Origin of the sequence: Oceanitalea stevensii (genome assembly GCF_014837105.1) — a bacterium.
Taxonomy (GTDB): domain Bacteria; phylum Actinomycetota; class Actinomycetes; order Actinomycetales; family Actinomycetaceae; genus Oceanitalea; species Oceanitalea stevensii.
Map to the genome: position 1 here is coordinate 147,084 of NZ_JACSPO010000002.1, position 24,049 is coordinate 171,132.

26 protein-coding genes are annotated in these 24,049 nt (G+C 72.9%); 15 read left to right on the forward strand and 11 right to left on the reverse strand.

Annotation, left to right across the window (positions count from 1 at the left end; genetic code table 11):
* The first annotated feature begins 123 nt into the window (after nt 1–123).
* Nucleotides 124–1,575 (forward strand): CCA tRNA nucleotidyltransferase, encoded by a 1,452-nt coding sequence (locus tag H9624_RS06810; protein WP_251839133.1) that lies wholly within the window; start codon nt 124–126, stop codon nt 1,573–1,575.
* A gap of 213 nt (nt 1,576–1,788) precedes the next feature.
* Here the strand turns inward: H9624_RS06810 and H9624_RS06815 are convergent, their stop codons facing one another.
* Complete coding sequence (locus H9624_RS06815; protein ID WP_251839134.1) at nt 1,789–2,292, reverse strand: beta-class carbonic anhydrase; 504 nt, start codon at nt 2,290–2,292, stop codon at nt 1,789–1,791.
* Nucleotides 2,293–2,336: 44 nt separating this feature from the next.
* Entirely contained in the window at nt 2,337–3,656 is a 1,320-nt protein-coding gene (locus H9624_RS06820) for an MFS transporter (RefSeq protein ID WP_251839135.1), read from the reverse strand.
* A 106-nt stretch (nt 3,657–3,762) separates the two neighbouring features.
* Between H9624_RS06820 and H9624_RS06825 the strand changes: the two genes are divergently transcribed.
* From H9624_RS06825 to H9624_RS06835, 3 genes are all read left to right on the forward strand, one after another.
* Nucleotides 3,763–4,386 carry a PadR family transcriptional regulator gene (locus H9624_RS06825; RefSeq protein WP_251839136.1) on the forward strand — a complete coding sequence of 208 codons (624 nt, stop codon included), beginning with the start codon at nt 3,763–3,765 and terminating at the stop codon, nt 4,384–4,386.
* The gene (locus H9624_RS06830; protein WP_251839137.1) at nt 4,383–5,462 is read left to right on the forward strand and encodes an inositol-3-phosphate synthase; all 1,080 of its coding nucleotides are present in this window, start codon (nt 4,383–4,385) and stop codon (nt 5,460–5,462) included. The genes H9624_RS06825 and H9624_RS06830 overlap by 4 nt, the downstream gene beginning before the upstream one ends.
* Nucleotides 5,463–5,672: 210 nt before the next feature.
* On the forward strand, nt 5,673–7,928 hold the full coding sequence (locus H9624_RS06835) for a transglycosylase domain-containing protein (RefSeq protein ID WP_251839138.1): 2,256 nt from the start codon (nt 5,673–5,675) through the stop codon (nt 7,926–7,928).
* A 183-nt stretch (nt 7,929–8,111) separates the two neighbouring features.
* On the opposite strand, the gene H9624_RS06840 is transcribed toward H9624_RS06835, so the two are convergent.
* Complete coding sequence (locus tag H9624_RS06840) at nt 8,112–9,143, reverse strand: threonine aldolase family protein (RefSeq protein ID WP_251839139.1); 1,032 nt, start codon at nt 9,141–9,143, stop codon at nt 8,112–8,114.
* 181 nt (nt 9,144–9,324) lie between these two features.
* Between H9624_RS06840 and rpsF the strand changes: the two genes are divergently transcribed.
* Genes rpsF through rplI form a run of 4 tightly spaced genes read left to right on the forward strand, consistent with a single transcriptional unit; the run spans nt 9,325 to nt 10,973 of the window.
* Nucleotides 9,325–9,615 (forward strand): 30S ribosomal protein S6, encoded by a 291-nt coding sequence (rpsF, locus tag H9624_RS06845; protein ID WP_251839140.1) that lies wholly within the window; start codon nt 9,325–9,327, stop codon nt 9,613–9,615.
* Between the two features lie 38 nt (nt 9,616–9,653).
* A complete protein-coding gene (locus tag H9624_RS06850; RefSeq protein ID WP_251839141.1) occupies nt 9,654–10,214 on the forward strand; it encodes a single-stranded DNA-binding protein in 561 nt (186 codons plus the stop codon).
* A 52-nt stretch (nt 10,215–10,266) separates the two neighbouring features.
* Nucleotides 10,267–10,506, forward strand: coding sequence for a 30S ribosomal protein S18 (gene rpsR, locus H9624_RS06855; RefSeq protein WP_110853882.1), 240 nt, complete (start codon nt 10,267–10,269; stop codon nt 10,504–10,506).
* A 17-nt stretch (nt 10,507–10,523) separates the two neighbouring features.
* Nucleotides 10,524–10,973 (forward strand): 50S ribosomal protein L9, encoded by a 450-nt coding sequence (rplI, locus tag H9624_RS06860; RefSeq protein WP_251839142.1) that lies wholly within the window; start codon nt 10,524–10,526, stop codon nt 10,971–10,973.
* 121 nt (nt 10,974–11,094) lie between these two features.
* Here rplI and H9624_RS06865 read toward each other — a convergent pair whose 3' ends face one another.
* Nucleotides 11,095–12,441, reverse strand: coding sequence for an MATE family efflux transporter (locus H9624_RS06865; protein ID WP_251839143.1), 1,347 nt, complete (start codon nt 12,439–12,441; stop codon nt 11,095–11,097).
* A 314-nt stretch (nt 12,442–12,755) separates the two neighbouring features.
* Between H9624_RS06865 and dnaB the strand changes: the two genes are divergently transcribed.
* Complete coding sequence (dnaB, locus tag H9624_RS06870) at nt 12,756–14,123, forward strand: replicative DNA helicase (protein ID WP_251839144.1); 1,368 nt, start codon at nt 12,756–12,758, stop codon at nt 14,121–14,123.
* A 35-nt stretch (nt 14,124–14,158) separates the two neighbouring features.
* On the opposite strand, the gene H9624_RS06875 is transcribed toward dnaB, so the two are convergent.
* The 4 genes from H9624_RS06875 to H9624_RS06890 form a co-directional block, all read right to left on the reverse strand.
* Nucleotides 14,159–14,542: a hypothetical protein gene (locus H9624_RS06875; RefSeq protein ID WP_251839145.1), complete on the reverse strand. Its 384-nt coding sequence runs from the start codon at nt 14,540–14,542 to the stop codon at nt 14,159–14,161.
* A 268-nt stretch (nt 14,543–14,810) separates the two neighbouring features.
* Nucleotides 14,811–15,524, reverse strand: coding sequence for a hemerythrin domain-containing protein (locus tag H9624_RS06880; RefSeq protein WP_251839146.1), 714 nt, complete (start codon nt 15,522–15,524; stop codon nt 14,811–14,813).
* Nucleotides 15,525–15,606: 82 nt separating this feature from the next.
* Nucleotides 15,607–16,539, reverse strand: a complete 933-nt coding sequence (locus tag H9624_RS06885) for an aldo/keto reductase (RefSeq protein WP_251839284.1) — start codon at nt 16,537–16,539, stop codon at nt 15,607–15,609.
* Nucleotides 16,540–16,628: 89 nt separating this feature from the next.
* Nucleotides 16,629–17,993 (reverse strand): cryptochrome/photolyase family protein, encoded by a 1,365-nt coding sequence (locus H9624_RS06890; RefSeq protein WP_251839147.1) that lies wholly within the window; start codon nt 17,991–17,993, stop codon nt 16,629–16,631.
* Nucleotides 17,994–18,117: 124 nt separating this feature from the next.
* Here H9624_RS06890 and H9624_RS06895 point away from each other — a divergent pair, with 124 nt between their 5' ends.
* The 6 genes from H9624_RS06895 to H9624_RS16460 all read left to right on the forward strand — a co-directional run bounded on the left by H9624_RS06895 (nt 18,118) and on the right by H9624_RS16460 (nt 21,727).
* A complete protein-coding gene (locus H9624_RS06895) occupies nt 18,118–18,915 on the forward strand; it encodes a ferritin-like domain-containing protein (RefSeq protein WP_251839148.1) in 798 nt (265 codons plus the stop codon).
* Entirely contained in the window at nt 18,912–19,775 is an 864-nt protein-coding gene (locus tag H9624_RS06900) for a hypothetical protein (RefSeq protein WP_251839149.1), read from the forward strand. The genes H9624_RS06895 and H9624_RS06900 overlap by 4 nt, the downstream gene beginning before the upstream one ends.
* Before the next feature lie 37 nt (nt 19,776–19,812).
* Nucleotides 19,813–20,148, forward strand: coding sequence for a 2-polyprenylphenol hydroxylase (locus tag H9624_RS06905; protein ID WP_251839150.1), 336 nt, complete (start codon nt 19,813–19,815; stop codon nt 20,146–20,148).
* Between the two features lie 49 nt (nt 20,149–20,197).
* Nucleotides 20,198–20,644 (forward strand): PH domain-containing protein, encoded by a 447-nt coding sequence (locus H9624_RS06910; RefSeq protein WP_251839151.1) that lies wholly within the window; start codon nt 20,198–20,200, stop codon nt 20,642–20,644.
* Nucleotides 20,645–20,815: 171 nt separating this feature from the next.
* Entirely contained in the window at nt 20,816–21,508 is a 693-nt protein-coding gene (locus H9624_RS06915) for an NADPH-dependent F420 reductase (RefSeq protein ID WP_251839152.1), read from the forward strand.
* A gap of 84 nt (nt 21,509–21,592) precedes the next feature.
* Nucleotides 21,593–21,727 carry a hypothetical protein gene (locus H9624_RS16460; protein ID WP_286010903.1) on the forward strand — a complete coding sequence of 45 codons (135 nt, stop codon included), beginning with the start codon at nt 21,593–21,595 and terminating at the stop codon, nt 21,725–21,727.
* A gap of 4 nt (nt 21,728–21,731) precedes the next feature.
* Here the strand turns inward: H9624_RS16460 and H9624_RS06920 are convergent, their stop codons facing one another.
* Genes H9624_RS06920 through H9624_RS06930 form a run of 3 tightly spaced genes read right to left on the reverse strand, consistent with a single transcriptional unit; the run spans nt 21,732 to nt 24,047 of the window.
* Nucleotides 21,732–22,136: a hypothetical protein gene (locus H9624_RS06920; RefSeq protein WP_251839153.1), complete on the reverse strand. Its 405-nt coding sequence runs from the start codon at nt 22,134–22,136 to the stop codon at nt 21,732–21,734.
* Nucleotides 22,137–22,167: 31 nt separating this feature from the next.
* Nucleotides 22,168–23,007: an ABC transporter ATP-binding protein gene (locus H9624_RS06925; protein ID WP_251839154.1), complete on the reverse strand. Its 840-nt coding sequence runs from the start codon at nt 23,005–23,007 to the stop codon at nt 22,168–22,170.
* On the reverse strand, nt 23,004–24,047 hold the full coding sequence (locus tag H9624_RS06930) for a FecCD family ABC transporter permease (RefSeq protein ID WP_251839155.1): 1,044 nt from the start codon (nt 24,045–24,047) through the stop codon (nt 23,004–23,006). The genes H9624_RS06925 and H9624_RS06930 overlap by 4 nt, the downstream gene beginning before the upstream one ends.
* Nucleotides 24,048–24,049 lie beyond the last annotated feature (2 nt).

Sequence of the window (24,049 nt, forward strand, 5' to 3'; positions counted from 1 at the left end):
AACTGACCTGGGCGATGCGGCCGTCCCGCGCACGACGGCGCGACATCCGGGCCCCCAGGACGTGACGGACGCCCGCCCCGGCGGCGTGGCCCCGGGCGCCGTCGGCGTGGCAGGCTGTGGCAAGTGCCGCCCGCCAACGACTCGACGTCCTCGCTCGCCCGCACGGCTGCCGCCGCGCTGACCGCGCTGCCGCCCGCCGTGCTCGACCTGGGCTCCGTCTTCGCCGACGCCGGGCACGAGCTCGCGCTCGTCGGCGGCCCCGTCCGCGACGCCTTCCTCGGCACGGTGAGCCACGACCTCGACTTCGCGACCTCCGCCCGCCCCGACGACACCGAGCGGATCCTCGCGCGCTGGGCGGACGCCCACTGGGACGTGGGCAAGGAGTTCGGGACGATCGGCGCCCGCAAGGGGGACGTCGTCGTCGAGGTGACGACCTACCGGACCGAGGCCTACGAGGCGGACTCCCGCAAGCCCGTCGTCGAGTACGGCGACACCCTCGAGGGCGACCTCACCCGCCGCGACTTCACCGTCAACGCGATGGCCGTGACACTGCCCTCCCTCACCTTCGTCGACCCGCACGGCGGGCTGGAGGACCTCGAGGCCGGGGTGCTGCGCACGCCGGTCGACCCCGAGCAGTCCTTCGACGACGACCCGCTACGCATCATGCGGGCCGTGCGCTTCACCGCCCAGCTGGGCTTCGACGTCGAGGCCGGGACGATGGCGGCGATGTCCGCGATGGCCGACCGCCTCGCGATCGTCTCCCCCGAGCGGGTCAACGGCGAGCTGCAGCGCATGCTCCTGTCCGAGCGGCCCCGCCGCGGCCTCGAGCTCATGGTCTACACGGGTGTCGCGGCGGTCGTGCTGCCCGAGCTCGACGAGCTCCAGCGCACCGTCGACGAGCACCGCCGCCACAAGGACGTCTACGAGCACACGCTCGTCGTCCTCGACCAGGCCGTCGAGCTGGAGACCGGCCCCGACGGCGCCGTGCCCGCCCCCGACCTCGTCCTGCGCCTGGCCGCGGTGCTCCACGACATCGGCAAGCCGGCGACGCGGCGCTTCGAGCCCGGCGGCGGGGTGAGCTTCCACCACCACGAGCTCGTCGGTGCCCGGATGGCCGCCAAGCGGCTCAAGGCGCTGCGCTTCGACAAGCAGACGATCAAGGACGTCTCGCGGCTCGTCGAGCTCCACCTGCGCTTCCACGGCTACGGCGAGAGCCAGTGGACCGACTCCGCCGTGCGCCGCTACGTCACCGACGCCGGCCCGCTCCTCGAGCGGCTCCACCGCCTCACCCGCGCCGACTGCACGACCCGCAACCGTCGCAAGGCCCTGCGCCTCGCGGCGGCCTACGACGACCTCGAGGAGCGCATCGCGGCGCTCGCGGAGGAGGAGGAGCTCGCGCGGATCCGCCCGGACCTCGACGGCGAGCAGATCATGGAGATCCTCGGCGTGCGCCCGGGCCCGGTGGTGGGCCGGGCCTACCGGTTCCTCCTCGACCTGCGCATGGAGCGCGGCCCGCTCGGGGAGGACGCCGCCCGTGAGGCTCTCCTCGCCTGGTGGGCCGCCAACCAGGACTGACGGCACGCCGACCCCCGCTGGCCCCCCTCCGGCGGCGGAGGCGGCGGGGACACCCCCTCCCCTCCCGCCGACAGCTGACTTGTTACTCCCGGCGGCACCGTCCGCTGGGTAACAACTCAGCTGTCGGCGGCGGAGGGAGCGGGGAGGCGGCGGAGGGAGCGGGGAGGCGGGGACGGGGCGGGGAGGCGGGGACGGGGGCGGGGACCGCGGCGGTCAGTCGACGGGCTCGAGGAGACCGGTGTCGACGTCGTAGAGGAAGCCGCCGACGGCGACGGTGTCCGGGATGAGCGGGTGGGAGCGCACCTTGGCGACCTCCGCCCGGATCGACTGGACCTGGTCGGTGATGACGCCGAGGGACATCCACGTCGCGTCCTGCCCCTGGAGGCGGCCGATCTCGGCCTGCAGCTCCTCCTCCGAGCGGGAGGCCATCGCGCAGCGGGTGTGGTGGACGACGAGCACCCGGTCGACATTGAGAAGGTTCGTCCCGAGGACGAGCGCGACGAGCACCTGGTCGGTGACGCGGCCACCGGGGTTGCGCAGGATCTTCGCGTCGCCCGGCACGAGGCCGATCATCCCGAGCGGGTCGATCCGCGAGTCCATGCAGGTGACGACGGCGACGCCCGCCCGGGCGACGCCGTCGAAACCCGCGAGCGAGAAGTCGTCGGCGTAGCGGGCGTTCGCGGCGAGGAGGTCGGCAAAGGGGTCGGCAGAGCTCATGGGGTGCGACGCTACTCCGCCATGCGGTCCTGTCGCCGCCCGGCTCAGGTCGCGGACCCGTCCCGCTCGCTCGCGTGGACCGGGCGCGGAGCGTCGGCGAGCCGGTGGGTCCCCGCGCTGTAGCCGAGCGAGACGGCGAGGTAGACGACGGCGAGGACGGCGAAGACGACGCGGGACCAGCCGGTGTCCGGCAGCGCCCAGGCGCCGAGCGCGGCGGCCGCGACGAAGGCCGCGTTGTACAGGACGTCGTAGAGCGAGAAGGCGCGGCCGCGGTAGTCGTCGTGGGTGTCGCGGTGGACGACCGTGTCGACCGCGATCTTCGCGCCCTGGACGCTCAGGCCGAGGAGCACCGCCGAGACGGCGACGACGACGAGCTCCGGGGTGGTGACGAGCAGCGCCTGGCTCAGGCCCCCGATCGCGAGGCACACGACGATCCACCGCGAGGGCGACATCCGCTCGTGTGCGAGCGGCGTGAGGACGATGGCGAGGCCGTTGCCGGCGAAGGAGATGCCGCCGAGGAGCGCGAAGGTGGCCAGCCCGGCTCCGGCGTCGGCCGGGTCGGACAGGAGGTTGCGGGAGATGAGGATGAGCGCGATGAAGTTGACGCCGTAGAGGAAGCGGTGGAGCGCCATGACGCCCAGCCCCAGGCCCGGGGTGCCGCGGCGGACGAGGTAGCGCGCGCCGTCGGCGAGGTCCGAGACGGTCTGCCGGATCGCCACGGCGACGCCGGTGCGGGGCCGGACGGTGGGGCCGAGCTCGCCCCGGCGCAGCCGCAGGGCGAGGGCCGACGCGGCGGCGAAGAGGAGCGCCGCGGCGACGAGCGCGGCGGAGTTCTTCGCGGCGGTGGGCACGAGCAGCCCGGTGACGAACCCGATGCCACCACCGGCGACGGCGGACACGGCGCCCAGGGTGGGCGTCAGCGTGTTGGCCATGAGGAGCTGCTCGCGCGGGACGACGCGCGGGAGGCCCGCCGAGAGCGCCGCGAGGAGGAAGCGGTTGACGCCGAGGGTGACGAGGGCGAGGACGTAGACGACCACGGACACGCCCGCGGTCCCGATGAGGACGGCGAGGAGGAGGGCGAGCACCACACGCACGGCGTTGCCGACGAGCAGCACCTGACGGCGGCTCCACCGGTCGAGCAGCGGCCCGGCGAAGGGGCCCACCACGGTGAAGGGCAGGAGGAGGACCGCGAAGGCGGCCGCGACGCCCGAGGCGGTGGCCATGTTGGCGGGGTTGAAGAAGAACAGGGTGGCCAGGCCCACCTGGAACATGCCGTCACCGCACTGGGAGACGAGCCGGACGGCGAAGAGCTTCCGGAAGCCGGGGTGGACGGCGAGGGTGCGCAGGTCGGCGGGGATGCTCACCGGTGCAGGCTATCCCGCGGCCGACCGGCCTCCCGAGTGCGCTACGCTCGGCGAGATATATCGGTGCGATACATCGCGGCGACCGGTCAGAGGGGGAGGAGAGCGCATGAGCACCCGTGCGGAGGTCCTCGAGCTCGCGATCCTCGGCCAGCTCGGCAGCGCGCCCATGCACGGCTACGAGCTGCGCCGGCAGCTGAGTGCGCAGCTCGGCGCCTTCCGCACCCTGTCCTACGGCTCCCTCTACCCCGCGCTGCGCCGCCTCACCGAGGCCGGCCTCATCGCCGAGGCGCCCACCGGCTCCCTGCCCCACCCGCTCGCCGGGCGCCGGGGCCGCATCGTCTACGAGCTCACCGCTGCGGGCCGGGAACGCCTGGCCGCGACCCTCGCGACGGCGGACCCCGCCGCGTGGGAGGACGAGGCCTTCGACGTCCGCTTCACCCTCTTCGCCACCACCGACGCGCGCACCCGCCTGCGGATCCTCGAGGGGCGCCACGCGCGGATGGTCGAGCGGCTGTCCCTGCTGCGCGAGTCCACCCAGCGCACCCGCGACCGGATGGACGCCTACACCGCCGAGCTCGCCCGGCACGGCCTGGAGCAGGTCGAGCGCGAGGTCGAGTGGCTGGAGAACCTCATCGACACCGAACGGGGCACCCCCGGTGCCCTCGACCTCCGATCACCCGGACCCGCGGGCGACCCGCCCGCACCCCCCACCCACAAGGAGCAAGAATGAGTTCAATCCGCGTAGCCATCGTGGGCGTCGGCAACTGTGCGTCCTCCCTGGTCCAGGGCGTGCGCTTCTACGCCGACGCCGACCCGGAGACCACCGTCCCCGGCCTCATGCACGTGACCTTCGGGGACTACCACGTGCGTGACGTCGAGTTCGTCGCCGCCTTCGACGTCGACGCGAAGAAGGTCGGCCTCGACCTCGCCGAGGCGATCAACGCGAGTGAGAACAACACCATCAAGCTCTGCGACGTCCCGGCCACCGGGGTCACGGTCCAGCGCGGCCACACCCTCGACGGCCTGGGCAAGTACTACCAGGAGATGGTCGACGAGTCCGACGCGGAGCCGGTCGACGTCGTCGCCGCCCTCAAGGACGCCCAGGTCGACGTCCTCGTCTGCTACCTGCCGGTGGGCTCGGAGGAGGCCGCCCGCTTCTACGCGCAGTGCGCCCTCGACGCCGGCGTCGCCTTCGTCAACGCCCTGCCCGTCTTCATCGCCGGCACCAAGGAGTGGGCCGACAAGTTCACGGCCGCGGGCGTGCCGATCGTCGGTGACGACATCAAGTCCCAGGTGGGCGCCACCATCACCCACCGCGTGCTCGCCAAGCTCTTCGAGGACCGTGGTGTGCGCCTGGAGCGCACCTACCAGCTCAACGTCGGCGGCAACATGGACTTCAAGAACATGCTCGAGCGCGACCGCCTCGAGTCCAAGAAGATCTCCAAGACGCAGGCCGTCACCTCGAACATGACGGGCGAGCTCAGCGCCCGCAACGTCCACATCGGCCCCAGCGACTACGTCCAGTGGCTCGACGACCGCAAGTGGGCCTACGTCCGTCTCGAGGGCAAGGCCTTCGGCGAGGTGCCGCTCAACCTCGAGTACAAGCTCGAGGTGTGGGACTCCCCGAACTCCGCGGGCATCATCATCGACGCGATCCGCGCCGCGAAGATCGCCCTGGACCGTGGCATCGGCGGCCCGCTCCTGTCCGCCTCGAGCTACTTCATGAAGTCCCCGCCGGAGCAGCGGAACGACGACACGGCGCGCGCCGACGTCGAGGCCTTCATCGCGGGCCAGCTCGAGCGCTGACCCCGCGACGACGAGGACGCACCACCCGACCGGGAGGTGCGTCCTCGTCGCGTGTGAGGGGCTTCGTCGAGACCCGCGGAGAGTCTGGGCGGATCGTGTGAAAGGCACCCTGGACGAGCGCACCGTCCCGGGGTGCGGCAGGGTCGGTACCGCATACTTGGGGGTCGCCGGGCACACATGCCCGGCACACCGCAGCCGAGGAGGAGACGCGTGGCGGCCACAAAGGAGCCGGGACGCCGGAGCAGCGCCACGACGAAGGGCCGCAAGCGCCGCTTCGACTACCCACGCTCGGGCAAGGGGCCGATCCGGCGCTGGCTGCCGAGCTGGCGGGTGGTGCTGGGCGCCGTCGTGACGGGCGTCGCGATCGTCGTCGGCGTCTTCGCCGCCGCCTACGTCACGACCGAGATCCCCGAGCCGGGCGACTTCTCCCAGGCGCAGGGCACGCACGTCTACTTCGCCGACGACGAGACGGAGATGGGCAGCTTCGCGGAGTACAACCGCGAGATCATCGACCCGAGCACGCTGCCCGCCCACGTGGGCAACGCCGTCGTCGCCTCGGAGGACCGGCGCTTCTACGAGAACGTCGGCATCGACCCGATCGCCATCGGCCGCGCGCTCGTCAACAACCTGCGCGGCAACCCGACCCAGGGCGGGTCGACGCTGACCCAGCAGTACGTCGAGCGCTACTACATCGGCACGACGACGAGCTACGTCGGCAAGTTCCGTGAGGCGATCCTCGCGCTCAAGATCGACCGCGAGCTGTCCAAGGACGAGATCCTCGGCGACTACCTCAACACCATCTACTTCGGTCGCAACGCCTACGGCATCGAGACCGCGGCGCAGGCCTACTTCGACAAGCCGGCCGCCGAGCTCACCCTCTCCGAGTCCGCGCTGCTCGCCGGGGTGATCCCCGCGCCGAGCGCGTGGGACCCGGCCATCGACCCGGAGCGCGCCGAGGAGCGGTGGGCACGCACCCTGGAGTTCATGGTCCGCGACGGCTGGATCACCCAGGAGGAGGCCGACGAGCAGACCTTCCCCGAGACGGTCGAGCACGTGCGCTCCGACACCTACGCCGGGCCCAACGGCTACCTCCTCGACATGGCCCGCCGCGAGCTGGTCAACAAGGCCGGCCTCACGGACGAGGAGATCGACACCCTCGGCCTGCGGGTGACGACGACGATCGACCCGCAGGCCCAGGAGGCGGCGGTCGAGGTCGTGGACGCGCTGCCGGAGGACCGCCCCGACGGCAACCGGGTGGCGCTCGTGTCGATCGACCCCGGGTCCGGGCAGATCGTCGCGCTCTACGGCGGGCCGGACTTCGTGTCCCAGCCGCGCAACGCCGCCACGCAGGACGTGGCCCAGGCGGGCTCGACCTTCAAGCCGTTCACGCTCGTCGCCGCCCTCGAGGACGGCATCCCCCTGAGCCAGACCTACCCGAGCTACACGCCGATGGAGATCGAGGGCTTCGAGAAGCCGGTCAACAACTACGACGACTTCGACCGTGGCTACATCGACCTCGTCGAGGCGACCGAGCAGTCCGTCAACACGACCTACTCGCTCCTCAACATGGAGGTCGGCCCGGAGCGGTCGGTCGAGGCCGCCGTCGCCGCGGGCCTCCCGGAGGACACGGCCGGCCTCGAGCCCGTCCCCTCCAACGTCCTCGGCCCGGCGTCCCCGCACCCGATCGACGTCGCCCGCGCCTACGCGACCTTCGCCGCGCAGGGGGTGCGGCACAACCCGTACATCGTCGCCGAGGTGACCGACGCGGACGGCAACGTCATCTACGCCGGCACCTCCAACGGCACGGAGGTCTTCGAGCCGGACGTCATGGCCGAGGCGACCTACGCGATGACCTCGGTGATCAACGAGGGCACCGGCGTGCGCGCCAACGACCTCGGCCGGCCCGCGGCGGGCAAGACCGGCACCTCGAACGAGGGCCGCTCGGCGTGGTTCGCCGGCTTCACCCCGCAGCTGGCCACCGTCGTGGCGATGTACCAGGTGGGCGAGGACGGGACCGAGGAGTCCCTCACGCCCTTCGGGGAGTACGCGTCGATCACCGGCTCGACCTACCCGACGACGATGTGGCGCGACTTCATGGCCACGGTCCTCGAGGGCGAACCGGTGGAGGAGTTCCCCGAGCGCCCGGCCCCGCCGGAGCCGACGTACGTGCCGCCGCCGCCCGCCCCCGAGCCGGAGTTCGAGCCGGAGCCCGAGGAGACGGAGGAGCCGACGACCGAGGAGCCGACCGAGGAGCCGACGACGGAGGAGCCGACGACCGAGGAGCCGGAGCCCGAGCCGGAGCCGACGACGGAGGAGCCGACCGAGGAGCCCACCGAGGAGCCGACCCAGGAACCGACGGCACCATCCACGCCCCGGCCGCCCGGGGGTGGGGGCGACGGCGACACCGGCGGCCAGCCCGGCCGCCCCGGCGGCGGTCAGGGCGGTCAGCGCCCACCGGGCGGCTGATCCGGACGCACGCACGCACGAGAGCACAGCTCCTTCCGGGGCTGTGCTCTCGGCGTCTCCGGGGCCGGCCGCGCGCGGGCGCGTGCGGTGTCGCCACCGGGGCCGTGAGAGGCGGGCGCCAGGCCGTGGGCCGTGCGCCACGTTCCGGGCGGGGCGCTTCGTGGCACGCTCCCTGGCGCAGCGTCAGCCCAGGATGCGCACCAAGCCGCTGACGAGAGCCTGGACGTCCTCCTCGGTGGTGTCGAAGGAGCACACCGCCCGCAGCACGCCCGCGGGCCGGTCCCACGCGAGCACCGGGAGCTGCGCCGTGACCGCTCCGACCGCCGCCGGCGGCACCGGCAGGAACACGGCGTTGGCCTCCACCGGGTGGACCGGCTCGAGGCCGAGCTCCGAGCGCAGCAGCGCGGCGAGGTGGTCGGCGGCGTCGTTGGCGTGCTGCGCCGTCGTGCGCCACAGCTCGTCGGTGAGCAGCGCGAGGAGCTGCGCGGAGACGAAGCGCATCTTCGAGGCCAGCTGGGTGGAGGCCTTGCGCAGCCGGGCGACCGGCTCCACGAGCGCCGGGTCGAGCACGACGATCGCGTCCCCGAACAGCGCCCCGTTCTTCGTCGCGCCGAACGAGACGACGTCCACGCCATGCGCCGTCGTGAGCGCGGCGAGGGAGGTGCCGAGCCGGGCGGCCGCGTTGGCCAGGCGGGCGCCGTCGACGTGGACGGAGGCGCCGTGGCCGTGCGCGGCCGCGACGAGGCCGGCGAGCTCCTCGGGCCGGTAGACCGTGCCGAGCTCGGTGCTCTGGGTGAGGGACAGGGCGGCGGGGCGGGCGTGGTGGACGCTGCCGTCGTCGGCGGCGAGGACTGCGGCGACGTCCGCGACGTCGACCTTCCCGTCCGGCGCCGGGAGCGTGCGCACGGCGGCGCCGGCGACGAGCTGGGGAGCGGTCGACTCGTCCGTGGCGAGGTGGGCGTGCTCGGAGGTGAGGACGGCGTCCCACTTCTGCAGCATCGCCCCGAGCGCGACGACGTTGGCGCCCGTCCCGTTGAAGACCGGCAGGATCGTCGCGTCGGGGCCGAAGACCTCCCGCGCGCGGGCGTCGAGGGCCGCGGTGACGGGGTCGGCGCCGTAGGACGGCGCGTGGCCCTCGGCGGCCGCGGCGAGGGCGGCGAGAACGGCCGGGTGGGCGCCGGAGGCGTTGTCGGAGGTGAAGCCGCGCGTGGTCATGGGCGCCATTGTGCGCCCGAAGGTGATGTGGATGACGCTCCGGGAGCACGTCGTCGTACGTTAGAGTGGTGCGTTGGCCGCGGCCGGTGCGTACCTGCGTACCCGTCCGTAGCCGCAATCGCATCACCCTCCTGTCACGGACCGTCCGTGACCGCCAAGTCCAGAGGAGGTGGGTATAAGCATGCGCCAGTACGAGCTGATGATCATCCTCGACCCGGAGGTCGACGAGCGCACCGTCGCCCCGTCGCTCGACAAGCTGCTCTCGGTCATCACGACCGGTGGGGGCCAGGTCGACAAGGTCGACATCTGGGGTAAGCGTCGTCTTGCCTACGAGATCAACAAGCGTTCCGAGGGCATCTACGCCGTCGTCAACATGACGGCGACGCCGGAGCTCGCCCAGGAGCTCGACCGCCAGCTCGGGCTCAACGAGTCCGTCCTGCGCACCAAGCTCATCCGTCCGGACGCTCACTGAGCATCCCGACCACCCCCTGACCCCTAGAGGAGACCGACATGGCAGGCGAGACCGTCATCACCGTGGTGGGCAACCTCACGGCTGACCCCGAGCTGCGCTTCACCCCCTCCGGTGCGGCCGTCGCGAGCTTCACCGTGGCCTCGACGCCGCGGACGTTCGACCGGCAGTCCAACGAGTGGAAGGACGGCGAGACGCTGTTCATGCGCTGCTCGGTGTGGCGGGAGGCGGCGGAGAACGTCGCCGAGTCGCTCGCCAAGGGCAACCGCGTCATCGTCCAGGGGCGCCTCGTCCAGCGGTCCTTCGAGACCCGTGAGGGCGAGAAGCGCACCGTCGTCGAGATGCAGGTCGACGAGGTCGCTCCGTCCCTCCGCTACGCCACGGCCAAGGTCACGCGCACGCAGCGCGGTGGCGGCGGCGGGGGCGGCTTCGGCGGCGGTGGCGGCGGCGGCCAGCAGGGTGGCGGTTTCGGTGGCCAGCAGAGCGGTGGCTTCGGTGGCGGCCAGCAGGGCGGCGGCTTCGGCCAGCCGGCCGGCGGCCAGGCCGACGACCCGTGGGCCACGGGTGGGTCGAGCTCGTTCGGTGACGAGCCCCCCTTCTGATCAGACGTACAGCGTGGCGTGAGCCGCGCATGAAGAACCCAAGGAGCACATCATGGCGAAGCCCGTACTTCGCAAGCCCGGCAAGAAGAAGGCCAACCCGCTGAAGTCGGCCAAGGTCGAGGGCATCGACTACAAGGACACCGCGCTGCTGCGCAAGTTCATCTCCGACCGCGGGAAGATCCGTGCGCGTCGAGTGACCGGTGTGTCCGTCCAGGAGCAGCGCGCCATCGCCAAGGCAGTCAAGAACGCCCGCGAGATGGCCCTGCTGCCCTACGCGAGCTCCGCTCGCTGACCTAAGGGAGACACACAATGGCCAAGCTCATTCTCACCCACGAGGTCACCGGCCTCGGCGAGGCAGGCGACGTCGTCGAGGTCAAGGACGGCTACGCCCGCAACTACCTCGTTCCCCGTGGCCTGGCGACCGCCTGGACCAAGGGCGCGCAGAAGCAGATCGACCAGATCCGCAAGGCCCGCAAGGCCCGCGAGATCTCCACGGTCGAGGACGCCCGCGCGGCGCGCGACTCGCTGCAGTCCAAGCCGGTCGTCGTCGCCGTGCGCGCCGGCTCCGGCGGCCGCCTGTTCGGCTCCGTGACCACCGGCGAGATCGCCGACGCGGTCAAGGCTGCCGGCGGTCCGGCGATCGACAAGCGCAAGATCGAGGTCACCAACCCGATCAAGTCGCTCGGCGAGCACCGTGTGCAGGTTCGCCTGCACGCCGACGTCCAGGCCAACCTCACGGTCCAGGTCGTCGAGGCCTGACCAGGCCCTAGCCGTACTCGAGGCGCCGGCCGGTGGGAGACCGCCGGCCGGCGCCTCGCGCGTTCCCGGCTGCCGGGCTCAGGTGTGGGGTCCGCGTCCTCTGAGGTCCACAAGGCCACACCTAGGCTGCGCCGAGGACCATCCACCTCTCGCCGCGGGCGCGCAGCCCCGTGGTGAGCGCGCGGGCGGCCATGAAGCCCCCCGCGAAGGCCGCCCACAGCCAGGCCAGGCCCACGCCGTCGTGCGGCGCCCAGGCCCACACGGCCGCGAGCAGTGGGACGTAGACGACGAGCGTGACGACGCCGGCCCACGCGAGGAAGGTGCCGTCGCCCGCCCCGATGAGCACGCCGTCGAGCACGAACACCCACCCGGCCATCGGCATGAGCAGTCCGGTGACGACGAGCGCGACGGCCGCGGCCGAGCGGACCTGCGGGTCGGTGGTGAAGAGGGTGGTGATCCACCAGCCGCCGCCGGCGATGACGACGCCGATGACGGCGCCCGCGCCGACCCCCCACTGCAGCGTGCGGCGCAGCACGGCACGGACCCGGGAGGTGTCGCCCGCGCCGAGCCCCTGACCGACCATCGCCTGCGCGGCGATGGCGAGGGCGTCCATGGCGAAGGCCGCGAGCCCCCACAGCGAGTTGACGACCTGGTGGGCGGCGAGCGGCACGGCCCCCAGGGCGGTCGCGGTGACGACGGTGAGGAGGATGGCCACGCGCAGGCTCACGGTGCGCACGAGCAGCGGTGTCCCGGCGCGTGCGTTGGCCCAGATCCCCGCTGCTCGAGGGCGCAGGGAGACGGACAGGCCGCGGGCGCCGCGGAGGACGACGACGGCGAGGGCGAGTGCCATGAGCGTCTGGGCGATCGCCGTGCCGAGCCCGGACCCGGCCACGCCCATGTCGAGGCCGTAGATGAACACGGCGTTGAGGGCGACGTTGACGGCGGCCCCCGCCGTGGCGACGACGAGCGGCGTGCGCGTGTCGAGGAGGCCGCGCAGGGTGCCGGTGGCCGCGAGGACGACGAGCATGCCGGGCAGCCCGCCGGCCGAGTACTGCAGGTAGGCGACGGCGTGGGGCGTGACGGCGTCCCCCGCGCCGAGGGCACTGACGATCCACGGCGCACCGGCGCCGAGGAGCGCCGCGGTGAGGACGCCGAGGCCCAGGGCGAGCCACATGCCGTCGACGCCGGCCGTGACGGCGCCCGCCCGGTCACCCGCACCGATGCGGCGGGCGGTGGCCGCCGTGGTGGCGTAGGCGAGGAAGACGAAGACGCCGACGGTGGAGACGAGGAGGGTGGAGGACAGGGACAGGCCCGCGAGCTCGGCGGTGCCGAGGCGGCCGACCATGACGGAGTCGACGAGGACGAAGAGCGGCTCGGCGACGAGCGCCCCGAGGGCGGGGACGGCCAGGGAGAGGATCTGCCGGTCGAGGGATCGCCCACTGTCCCCAGCGCGCCGTGGGTTGTCCACCAATGTGCCGACCAATTTCCTTCCACACTGTGTGCACGAGCCGACCCGCGCGATTCCGGGAGTTCGGGAGAGTTGCACGGGTGTTATCCACATGATTGTCCACCGCCTGTGCACGGAGGGGCCAGCCCTATCCACCATCTGTCCCCAGGGTTGTCCACACCCGTGGATGGATCCGTGCGCCTGTGCACCGTACGGTGCACGGGCAGGTCATCGCGCGCGTGGCGCACCTCTCGGGTGCGCCGCCGGCCCGTCTGGGTCGACGCGGACCGGGGCATGTCAGTGGTCCGCGATAGACCAGGAGCAGGAGGGTGACGATGACTGATCTGGACGACCGGGTCCTCGAGTCCGGACGGGGTGGGCGCGAGCTCTACGACCGCACGCCGCCGCAGGACCTCGCCGCGGAGCAGAGCGTGCTCGGCGGCATGCTCCTGTCCAAGGACGCCATCGCCGACGTCGTCGAGGAGCTGCGGGGACCGGACTTCTACCGGCCCGCGCACGAGCTCGTCTACGACGCGATCATCGACCTCTACGGCCGCGGTGAGCCGGCCGACGCCGTCACCGTGGCCGCCGAGCTCGGGCGGCGCGGCGAGCTGGGCCGGGTGGGCGGCGCCGCCTACCTCCACACCCTCATCGCCTCGGTGCCCACCGCGGCCAACGCCGGCTACTACGCCCGGCTCGTGCGCGACCAGGCGGTGCTCCGGCGTCTCGTCGAGGCGGGCACCCGCATCGCCCAGCTCGGCTACGCGACCGACGGCGGGGACGTCGACGAGCTCGTCAACTCCGCCCAGGCGGAGGTCTACGCCGTCACCGAGCAGCGCACGAGCGAGGACTACGTCCCGCTGCGCGACACGATCAACCTCACGATGGAGGAGATCGAGAACGCCGCCAACCGCGGGGAGGGCATGGTCGGTGTCCCGACCGGGTTCAACGACCTCGACACGCTCACGAACGGCCTGCACGGCGGCCAGATGATCATCATCGCTGCCCGGCCGGCCATTGGAAAAAGTACGCTGTCGCTGGACATGTGCCGCTCGGCGTCGATCAAGCACGGGCTCACCTCGGTGATCTTCTCCCTCGAGATGGGCCGCACCGAGCTGACCATGCGTCTGCTGTCCGCGGAGGCCGGGGTGCCGCTGCAGAACATGCGCAAGGGCACCATGCGCGACGAGGACTGGACCAAGGTGGCCGCGGCGATGAGCCGGGTGTCCGAGGCGCCGCTGTTCATCGACGACAGCCCGAACATGTCGCTCATGGAGATCCGCGCCAAGGCGCGGCGCCTCAAGCAGCGCCACGACCTGCGCCTCATCGTCGTCGACTACCTCCAGCTCATGTCCTCCGGCAAGCGGGTGGAGTCCCGGCAGCAGGAGGTCTCGGAGTTCTCCCGTGCGCTCAAGCTCCTCGCCAAGGAGCTCGAGGTGCCGGTCATCGCCGTCGCCCAGCTCAACCGTGGCCCCGAGCAGCGCACCGACAAGAAGCCGGCGATGAGCGACCTCCGCGAGTCCGGCTCCCTTGAGCAGGACGCGGACATGGTCATGCTCCTCCACCGCGAGGACGCCTACGACAAGGAGACCCGCCCGGGCGAGGCCGACATCATCGTGGCCAAGCACCGTAACGGTCCCACCGACACGATCACCGTGGCGTTCCAGGGCCACTACTCGCGGTTCCACGACATGGCGCACTAGGGGGCGTCCGGCCCTGACGAGGACCGGATCGGTGGTCAGCCCGCAGTGCCACACTCGTGGCCCGGTGGCATGAGCGTGATCGACCAGGTGAGGTCGACCGACCCTTCTCGGCCTCCTTCGTCGAGGTAGGTGACGTTCGGAGCGGAGACCGGAGACGGCTTCGTCGAGTCCAGGCGCAGCACCATCACCAGGAGGTCGGTGGCGCCTGACTCGATCGTGCGTGAGCCCTCGTCCACGGGCATCTGGTCGCCCCTGAGGACGCCGCCCTCCCACTCCAGGGGGAACATCGCCCACTCCACCACCTCCACGCTCGGTGTCCCGAAGTCGATCCGCTGGACCTCGACGGGAGCGTCCGACACGTTGGACAGCTGTTCCCAGCCGATCGTCGCGAGGCCCTCGGTGTCGGTGACGGCGCACACCTCACCCGTACCACCATCGGACGTGGTCAGGGCGCTGGACGCCCCCAGTGAGCACGCGGTCGACATCAGGGCGAGGCAGGACGCCAGGAGCAGCACCGCGGAGCGGCCAGGGGCGGACCGTGGCCCGGCGGGTGCCGAGGAGGGACGCCTCCATCTGCGCATGAGTGGTCATCCCCGTGTCGTGCGGTCACGCCCTCGTGGCCGTCGTGGGGGCAACATAGCGAGCGCGGAGCCGCGGGCACAACGACGCCGGGCGGCGGGGAACCGCTCACGCGCGCCGGGTGGAGGGGTCCTCCCCGATCCGCAGGAGCGGGATGCGCTCGATCCAGCCGGCGCCGCGGGCGAGCCCGCGGTCCGCGCCGCGCAGTGCTCCCGCCGCTGCCGCCGGTCCGTGGCGCCGCGCGACGTCGAGCAGGTCGCGCAGCCGGTCCACCACGGTGAGCGGGAGGGCGGCCAGGACGTTGCCGGGCGGGCGGCGCGCCACGACCGGGTGGGCGCGCGTCGGGGCGGTGCGCCGGACGAGCTCCCAGTACACGCCCAACCGGCGCAGCGTGCGCCGGTCGGTGACGGCCTGCAGCCGCGGCAGCAGCTCGTCCTCCTCGTCCCGGACGTCCTCTCGGAGCACCGCGGTCAGCCGGTCGAGCAACGGCCCACGTGCGGGGTCGTCCAGGTCGAGCTGCTCGAGGCGGGTGACGAGCTCGTTGACCTCCTGGTGCTCCTGCTCGACCTCGAGGGTGAGCGCGTGCCCGTCGGGCAGGCTCCGGCGCATGACCGGCCAGAGCACCGACTCCTCGGCGAAGGCGTGGGGGAAGACGAGGCGGTAGATCCGTGTGAGCACGGCCGCCTGGGCCTCCCCGGCCGACCCGTTCAGCTCGTGGAGGAGGCGGTCGAGCGTGATGTGGTCCTTCTTCTGCCGGGCGAGGACGCTGATCGCCCCACCCAGCTCGGCGACGTCCTGGTCGGCGACGGATCGGTACGCCACGTCGGTCCCCCTGCTCGGTCGGTGGTTCCGGGCTCACATGCTCGACCCGCTCCCGCCCGGCCGCAACGGGAGCGTCGCGGTGTCAGGGAACGGCGTGCCCAGCGGCGCGGACCAGGCCGTACCACTCGGCCCGTGTGAGCGGGATGTCGGACCCGGCGCTCGCGGCCGTGACGCGTTCCGGCGTCGTCGTCCCCAGGACCACCTGCATGCCGGCGGGGTGCCGCGTGATCCACGCCGTCGCGATCGCGAGGGGCGTGACGTCGTAGCGTGCCGCGAGGCGGTCGAGCTCGGCGTTCAGCTCGGGGTGGTCCTCCGCCCCGAGGAAGACGCCGCTGCCGTCGCGCTTCTGGAACGGCGACCACGCCTGGACGGTGATGCCGTGGATGCGGCAGTAGTCGAGGACCCCGCCGCCGTCGCGGACGACGGCGCCGTCCACCGTCATGTTGGCGGCCAGGCCCTGGGTGACGATCGCGGAGTGCGAGAGGGACAACTGGAGCTGGTTCGCGACGATCGGCTGACACACGGCCGTGCGGAGGAGATCGATCTGGCGGGGCGTGTGGTTGGAGACCCCGAACGCGCGGACCTTGCCGGACCGCTCGAGCTCGTCGAAGGCGCGGGCCACCTCCTCCGGCTCGACGAGCGCGTCGGGACGGTGGATGAGCAGGACGTCGACGTAGTCGGTGCGCAGCGCCCGCAGGGAGCCCTCCACCGAGGAGACGATGTGGTCGTAGGAGGAGTCGTAGGACCCCTCCGCGGGCACGATGCCGGTCTTCGTCTGGAGGATGACCTCCGCGCGCTCCGACGGGCTCAGGTCGAGCGCCGAGCCGAACCGGTCCTCGCAGGCGTGCATCTGCCCGCCGTAGATGTCGGCGTGGTCGAAGAAGGTGACGCCGGAGTCGCGGGCGGCGCGGTAGAGGCTGCGGATCTCGTCGTCGGACTTGTCGCGGATACGCATCATCCCGGCGACGACGTTGGGGACGAGGGTGTCGGTCGGTCCCAGGGGCACGCTGCGCATCGTCACGGTGTCCTTTCCTCTGCCCTCACGGGCGGTGTCGGCGTCGGGGCCACGCTACGGGCTGCACGTGGATCTCGCGTGGGGTCATGTCACCTGCCGGAGCGGCTGCCCTTGGCCTCCTCGTAGCGGCGCAGCGCCTCGACCCGCTCCGCGGCGTGGTCGACGATGCGCTCGGGATAGCCGTGGGCAAGGCCGTCCGGCACGGTCCACGGCTGGTGCGCCGCCCGGCCCTGGACGTGGGCCAGCTCCGGCACGTAGCGGCGGACGTACGCGCCGTCGGGGTCGAAGCGCTCCCCCTGGGTGACGGGGTTGAAGACGCGGAAGTACGGGGCGGGGTCGGTGCCCGTCCCCGCCACCCACTGCCAGCCGTGGTTGTTGGAGGCGATGTCGCCGTCGCGCAGGTGCTCGAGGAAGTACCGCGCCCCGTGGCCCCACCACACGTGCAGGTCCTTGACGAGGAAGCTCGCGACGACCATCCGCACCCGGTTGTGCATCCACCCCTCGGCGAGCAGCTGCCGCATGCCCGCGTCGACGAAGGGGAAGCCCGTCCGCCCCTCCTGCCAGGCCCGCACGTGGTCCGCGGCCTCGCCGTCGACGTCCGCGTACGCCATGCCGCGCAGGTCCTCGCGCAGGTCCGACCAGGCGGACTCCGGCCGGTGCCACAGGACGTCGGCGTAGAACTCGCGCCAGCACAGCTCGGTGACGAAACGCTGCGCGCCGTCCGTGCGCCCGGCCGGGTGCGCGGCGATGTCGGCGAGCATCGTGCGCGGGTGGATGGTGCCGTACTTGAGGTGCACGGACATCTGGGAGGTGACGTCGAGGTCGGGCCGGTCGCGGCCGTCGCCGTATCCCTCGAGGTCCTCCTCGAGGAACTCCTCCCAGCGGGCGTGTGCCGACGTCTCGCCGCAGCTGACGTCCGACCCCGCGCCCCAGGGGAGGGGTGAGGACTCGACGCCGCGGTGCCAGCGCAGGCCGTCGGGCAGCGGCGCGGGCCGTGGCCAGCCGTGCTCCCGCCAGGCGCGGGAGAACGGGGTGAAGACCTGGAAGGATCCGCCGTCGGCCTTGCGCACGAGCCCCGGCCCGACGGCGTAGGGGGTGCCGGTCGCGACGAGCGGCACCTCGCCCAGGGCGCGGTCGGTCCGCTCGTCGCGTTCGCGGCCGTACGGGGTGGTCTCCCGGCTGACGTGGACGCTGCCGGCGCCGACCTCGCGCACGAGCCGGGGGATCTCCTCCTCCGGCCGTCCGACGCGGACGACGACGGCGCCGTCGTAGGACTCGTCGAGCTCGGTCAGGGCGGCGGCGAGGTGGGCGAGGCGCACCGTCCCCGCCGACGCGAGGAGCGCAGGGTCCGCGACGAACACGGGCAGCACCTCCCCGCCCGCCTCGTGGGCGGCGAGCAGGGCCGGCAGGTCGTGCAGGCGCAGGTCGCGGCGCAGCCACAGCAGAGCGGTCATGGGCGCCATCATCCGGTGCGGCCCGCGGTGACGCCCGCTGGTGTGCCGACCCATCCGCCGGGTGACCGGCTCCGAACCACGGGCGTGGTGGCACCGGCCGCCCGACCGACCGGAGGGAGAGGCCATGGCCTTCGACATCGACCGTTACGCCCGCGAGTCACAAGCCCTGCGCTGGGAGGACCTCGACCTGGACGCCTTCCGGCGGGACCCCCTCCCGCCCGAGACCCTCCGGGTGCTGCGGTACATGTGCGACGTCGAGTTCCACACGGTGTGCTACCTCCGCGACATGCTCGTGACCCCCTCACGTCGCGACGGGGAGGTGAGCACCTTCATGACGATCTGGAACCGGGAGGAGTTCTGGCACGGGGAGGCCCTGTCCCGCGTGCTCGCGCTCCACGGGATCACCATCGAGTTCGACGAGGTGAAGGCGCGGCGGATCAAGGTCGGCTGGCGTGACCGGCTCGCGCCCGTGCGGCAGTCGGTGCTGTCGAACATCGTCGGCAAGGACTTCATCGCGGTCCACATGACCTGGGGCGCCCTCAACGAGTGGTCCACCGCGGCGGGGTACAAGCGCCTTGCCGCTCTCACCCCCCACCCCGTGCTCGAGACGCTGCTGCGCCGCATCGCCGCGCAGGAGAGCAAGCACATCGCGTTCTACACGACGCAGGCCCGGGCGAGGCTCGAGGGCAACGTCAAGGCCCAGCGCCTCGTGCGGCTGGCGCTGCGGACGGCGTGGGAGCCCGTCGGGTCGGGCATCTCACGTGAGGAGGACGTCGACTTCGTCCTCTCCCACCTGTTCTCGGGCCCGGACGGCCGCAAGGAGGTCGAGGCCATCGACCGGCACCTCTCCCGGCTGCCCGGCCTGGACGGGCTGCGTCTGGTGTCGGACGCTGTCGACGCACGCGGGAGGGTGGCGGCATGAGCGCGTTCGACGTGCGGGCGTACACGCGGGACCCGCTCGACCTGCGCGAGTCGGGGACGCCCGGCCCGTCCGGGCTCCGGCCGGCCGCCCTCGACGCCGTCGCCTACCTCTGGTCGGTCGAGGGGGCCGCCCTCGACCGGGTCCGTGACGTCCTCGTGACGCCGACCCACGCCGACGCCCGGGTCACCGCCTTCCTCATCACGTGGACCTTCGAGCAGCACGCCCTCACCGAGCGCCTGGCCGGCGTGCTCGCGGTCAACGGGCGCGCCGTCCAGCCGCCGCCGGACTCGCGGCAGGGCCGCGCGCGACGAGTGTGGGACGAGCGGGTGGCCCCGACGGTCGGAGCCGTGCGCAGCAACCTTCTCGGCGCGGACGTCACGAGCGCGCACCTGTCGGCCGGCTGGCTCGACGCGGCGACGACCGGCCTGCTCCACGGTCGTCTCGCCGAGCTCGATCCTCGGCTCGCGGAGCTGTCGCGGCTGGTTCACGCACTCAAGGCGCGCCATCTGGAGTTCTTCGCCGCGGAGCTCGACTGGCGGCTGAGCATCGGCCCGTCGTCCTCGGCCGCGCTGGGCCGCCCCGGGGCGGCCCGCCGCGTCGGCTCGGTGTCCGGCGCGCGCCGGCACGGGCGGCGTGCCGCTGCGGCCTGGCGGTGGCCGGGGACCCGGTACGTGAACCCGGGACCTGCCGGCGAGGTCGCCCGACAGCTCCTCGGCCGGCACGGGGGGATCGAGGTGGTGCGGGCCCTGGACGCGAGCTTTGCCGCGTTCCCCGGCCTCGGCAGGTCCCACCCGATCGAGGCTGGGCTGCGCGCCCTGCTCGGCGGAAGCCGCCGCGCGCCCGAGCCGGCGGGTGTCTAGGGTGCTGAGGACTGGCGGGTGGTGCAAGGAGGCGACCATGACGGGATCGCGGGCGGCTCCGCGGAGCGCCGAGGGCGACTCCTCGACCGACGACGAGCGCTGGCTCGTCCTCGACGGGCGCCGGTGGCGGCGGCAGGACCCCAGCCTCCCGCCGGAGGTCGCCGAGCGGCTGCTGTCCCACCTCGGCCGTGGCCGCTCCGGCGTCCGGGCGCTGAGGAAGGCCGGCCAGGACCCGGCCCCTGCCCGGGAGCGCGTCGGCCTCGCCAAGCACGGCCTGGGCGAGCGCGGCACCCCGTGGTGGGAGCAGGACGACGACGAGCGGCGTCGGCGCTGGCTGACGGCCCTCGCCCGGCTCGACGAGCTCGACGACTGAGCCGGTCGAGCGGCGGACACGGTGCGGGACAGCCTGGCAGGCTGCGGGCATGGCGAGCGACCCGCGCGAGGAGCGGCCCCGCGTCCTCCTGCGCCAGGAGGTGCGGCGCTGGGAGGGAGTGATGCTGGCGGTGCTGGTGGTCGCCGCGTTCGCCGTCGTGTGGTGGGTCGTGACCAGGCACCGGTCGGGCAGCCTCCTGCCGATGCTGCCGAGCACCGCCTTCTTCGCGGTCTTCGTCCTCACGCTCCTGCGGCCCAAACGGGTCGAGCTGCGCGACACCGAGCTCGTGCTGCGCTCCGCCGTGCGCACTCGGCGCATCCCGTACGAGGAGATCATTGCCGTCAGGGGCGACATCCCCAGCCGGATCGACTGGAGCACCCGCCTCTCAATCGAGCTGCGTGACGGCCGTAGCGTGGCGGTGCCCTCCACCCGCGAGCCGCTCACCCTCGTCCACGAGCTCATCGCCGAGCGGATCGGTCAGCAGCCCACTGGCTGACCGCGCCACCCGGTGCGTGTCGCTGTCCTGCGCACAGGTCCGCGACACTCGGTCGCCACGCCGGGACACCTGACGAACAGGCGGCACTCGCGGCGACCTGTGCGCAGATCCGCGTCACCGGTGCGGGGCGGGTCCGGGAATGCCGGCGCCGCCGATCCGGTTGCAGCGCCCATGACAACGATCGGACTCATCGGCAGTGGACACATCGGCAGCGCCCTCGCGCGTCTCGCGGTCGCCGCGGGGCACGAGGTGGTGCTGAGCAACAGCCGCGGGCCGGAGACGCTCTCCGACCTCGTCGCGGAGCTCGGCCCGCTCGCCCGGGCGGCGACGGCGGAGGAGGCGGCCGCGGCCGGCGAGATCGTCGTCGTGACGGTCCCGTTCACCGCCTACCGGAAGGTGCCGGTCGAGCCGCTGCGCGGCAAGGTCGTCATCGACACCAACAACTACTACCACGAGCGAGACGGCCACATCCCCGAGCTCGACGACGAGTCGACGACGGTGAGCGAGATGCTCCAGGAGCACCTGCCCGGGTCGAAGGTCGTCAAGGCCTTCAACAACATCAACTTCGCCCACCTCGCCGAGCTCCCTCGTCCCGCCGGCAGCCCCGAGCGCTCCGCCATCCCGATCGCCGGGGACGACGCCGCCGCCAAGGAGCAGGTGACCGCGTTCATCGACTCGATCGGCTACGACGTCGTCGACGCCGGGCCGCTCGCCGAGGGCTGGCGCTACCAGCGGGACACCGCCGCCTACGGGACGGTCTACGTGACCCCCGGGACCACCTACCCCGACTGGACCGCGCAGCCCGCGCCGGTCGCCGTCGTCGAGGAGGCGCTCGCCGCCGCGCGGCGCTACGGGGACATGTAGCCCCCACTCCTCACATCCCGTCCGGTCCGGCCGATGGTCTGGACATACCGGCAGACCGCCGGCGGACCGGACGGAGGTGGCGGCGTGACCACAACGGTGGACCAGCAGGCCCCGGCGCAGCGCCCCAGCTCGTGGCGGGACAAGGTCTTCGCGCAGTACGAGACCGACCAGGCGCGGCTCCGTGTGCTCCTCGCGGAGGACGCGGAGGAGCACCTGTAGGACCTCAGCGGGCGCCGAGCAGCTCCTCGAGGGTCGCGACCCGCACCTCCTGGGCGGCCTGCCGCGCCACCTCCTCGTCGAGCGTGACGAAGGCGTCGGCCTGCAGCCGGGTGAGCGCGACGTACTCCGCCGTGCCCGTGTCCTCCCACGACATCCGCTCGGCCACGTCCCACGCCGCCCGCAGCAGCACCCGGTCGCCCAGCACGCGGATCCGCAGGCTGCGGACGTGGTCGAAGCACGCCTGCGCCTCCTCGCGGCTCACCTGCCCCGAGCGGGTGCAGCGGTACAGGAGCGAGAGCAGCTCCGAGCGCAGGAGCGTCGGCGCCACCAGCTGCGCCCCCTTGCCCGGCCGGACCGCCCCGAGGCCGAGCTCGAGCGCGACATCGGCACCGATGACGTAACGCGGCATGGCACTCCCACTCCCTCCACGGAAGTGCCCGCTATTTCACCGTATCCGGCGCCTTCCCGCCACCCGGGCCGCGGTCCCAGTCGCCCGTCGCGGGGACGACGAGCGGCGTGTGCGAGACGGGGTCGTCGATGACGACGCAGGGCAGGCCGAAGACCTCCCGGACGAGCTCCGCCGTCATGATCGACGACGGCGCACCGCTCGCCACCACCTCCCCGTCCTTCATGACGACGAGGTGCGTCGCGTAGCGCGCCGCGTGGTTGAGGTCGTGGAGGACGGCGACGATCGTGCGTCCCTGCCGGTGGAGCTGGGTGAACAGGTCGAGGAGCTCGATCTGGTGGGCGATGTCGAGGAAGGTCGTCGGCTCGTCGAGGAGGAGGATCTCCGCCTGCTGCGCCAGGGCCATCGCCACCCACACCCGCTGCCGCTGCCCGCCGGAGAGCTCGGCGACGAGACGGTCGGCCAGCGAGTCGGTGCCGGTCGCCTCCAGGGCCTGCCACACGGCGTCGTCGTCCTCCGCCGTCCACTGCCGCACGAGCCGCTGGTGCGGGAAGCGGCCGCGGGAGACGAGGTCGGCGACGGTGATGCCGTCCGGGGCCTCGCTGCTCTGCGGCAGCAGCCCGACGACGCGGGCCACCTCCTTGGACCTGTACTCCCCGAGCGCGCGGCCGTCGAGCACGACCTCCCCGGCCCGGGGCCGCAGGACGCGCGCCAGGGCCCGCAGCAGGGTCGACTTCCCGCACGCGTTGGGCCCGATGATCGCGGTGAACGACCCGTCGGGGACGGCGACCGAGAGGTCGGTGGAGACGGTCCGCCGCTCGTAGGCGAGGGTGAGGTCGCGGGCGGCGAGCCGCGCGCCGGGAAGGTCGGTCACCGTCGTCGCACCTCGATCATGAGCAGGGCCAGGAGGTAGATGCCGCCGCCCACCACCGTGACGATCCCGACCGGGACGCCACCGCCGGGCAGGGCGTGCTGGGCGACGACGTCGGCCCCCAGCATGACGAACGAGCCGGTCACGGCCGCCGGGAGGAGGGGCAGGCCGGCGCTGCCGGTGAGGCGGCGCGCGATCTGCGGCGCGGCGAGCGCGACGAAGGCGATGGGGCCGGCGGTGGCCGTGACGACGGCGGTGAGCGCCACGCCGCCGAGGACGAGCAGCAGCCGCGCCGGCTCCACGCGCAGGCCGTGGGCGCGGGCGGCGTCGTCGCCGAGCTCGAGCTGGCGCAGGGAGGGGGCGAGCAGCCCGAGCGGCGTGAGCAGCGCGAGGGCGAGGAGGGCCGGGACCAGCTCGTCCCAGCCGACGAGCGAGATCGACCCGGCGCCCCAGATCGCCGCCGCCATCGCCACCTCGGTCTCGGCCCGCAGCAGGAGGTAGGTGTTGACGGCGTGCAGCGCCGCCGTCACGGCGATACCGACGATGATGAGCCGGAAGCCGAGGATCCCGCCGCGGTAGGCGAGGAGGTAGACGACGACGGCGGTGGCCAGCCCGCCCAGCAGCGCACCGATCGTCGTGGACAGGGCGGCGGTGCCCGCGACCGTGAGCACGACGAGCGCGCCGGTGTAGGAGCCGGTGACGAAGCCGATGATGTCGGGGGAGCCGAGCGGGTTGCGGGTGAGGGACTGGAAGATCGCCCCCGAGACGCCGAGCGCCCCGCCGAAGACGACGGCGGTGAGCACCCGCGGCAGACGCCACTCGACGACGATCTCGTGCGCGAAACCGGCACCCGGCTCGAGCGCCGCCCGCACCACCTCGACCGGTGAGAGCGGGTAGTCGCCCAGCCCGAGGGCGAGCAGCGCGAGGAGGACCGTGACCCCGGCGAGCACGGCGGTGACGGCGACCTGGCGGCGCGGCACCCGGCGGGCGCTGCCGGGCAGCCCCACGGTCCGCGCGCGGTGCTCCGCCCGTGGCGTGGACACGC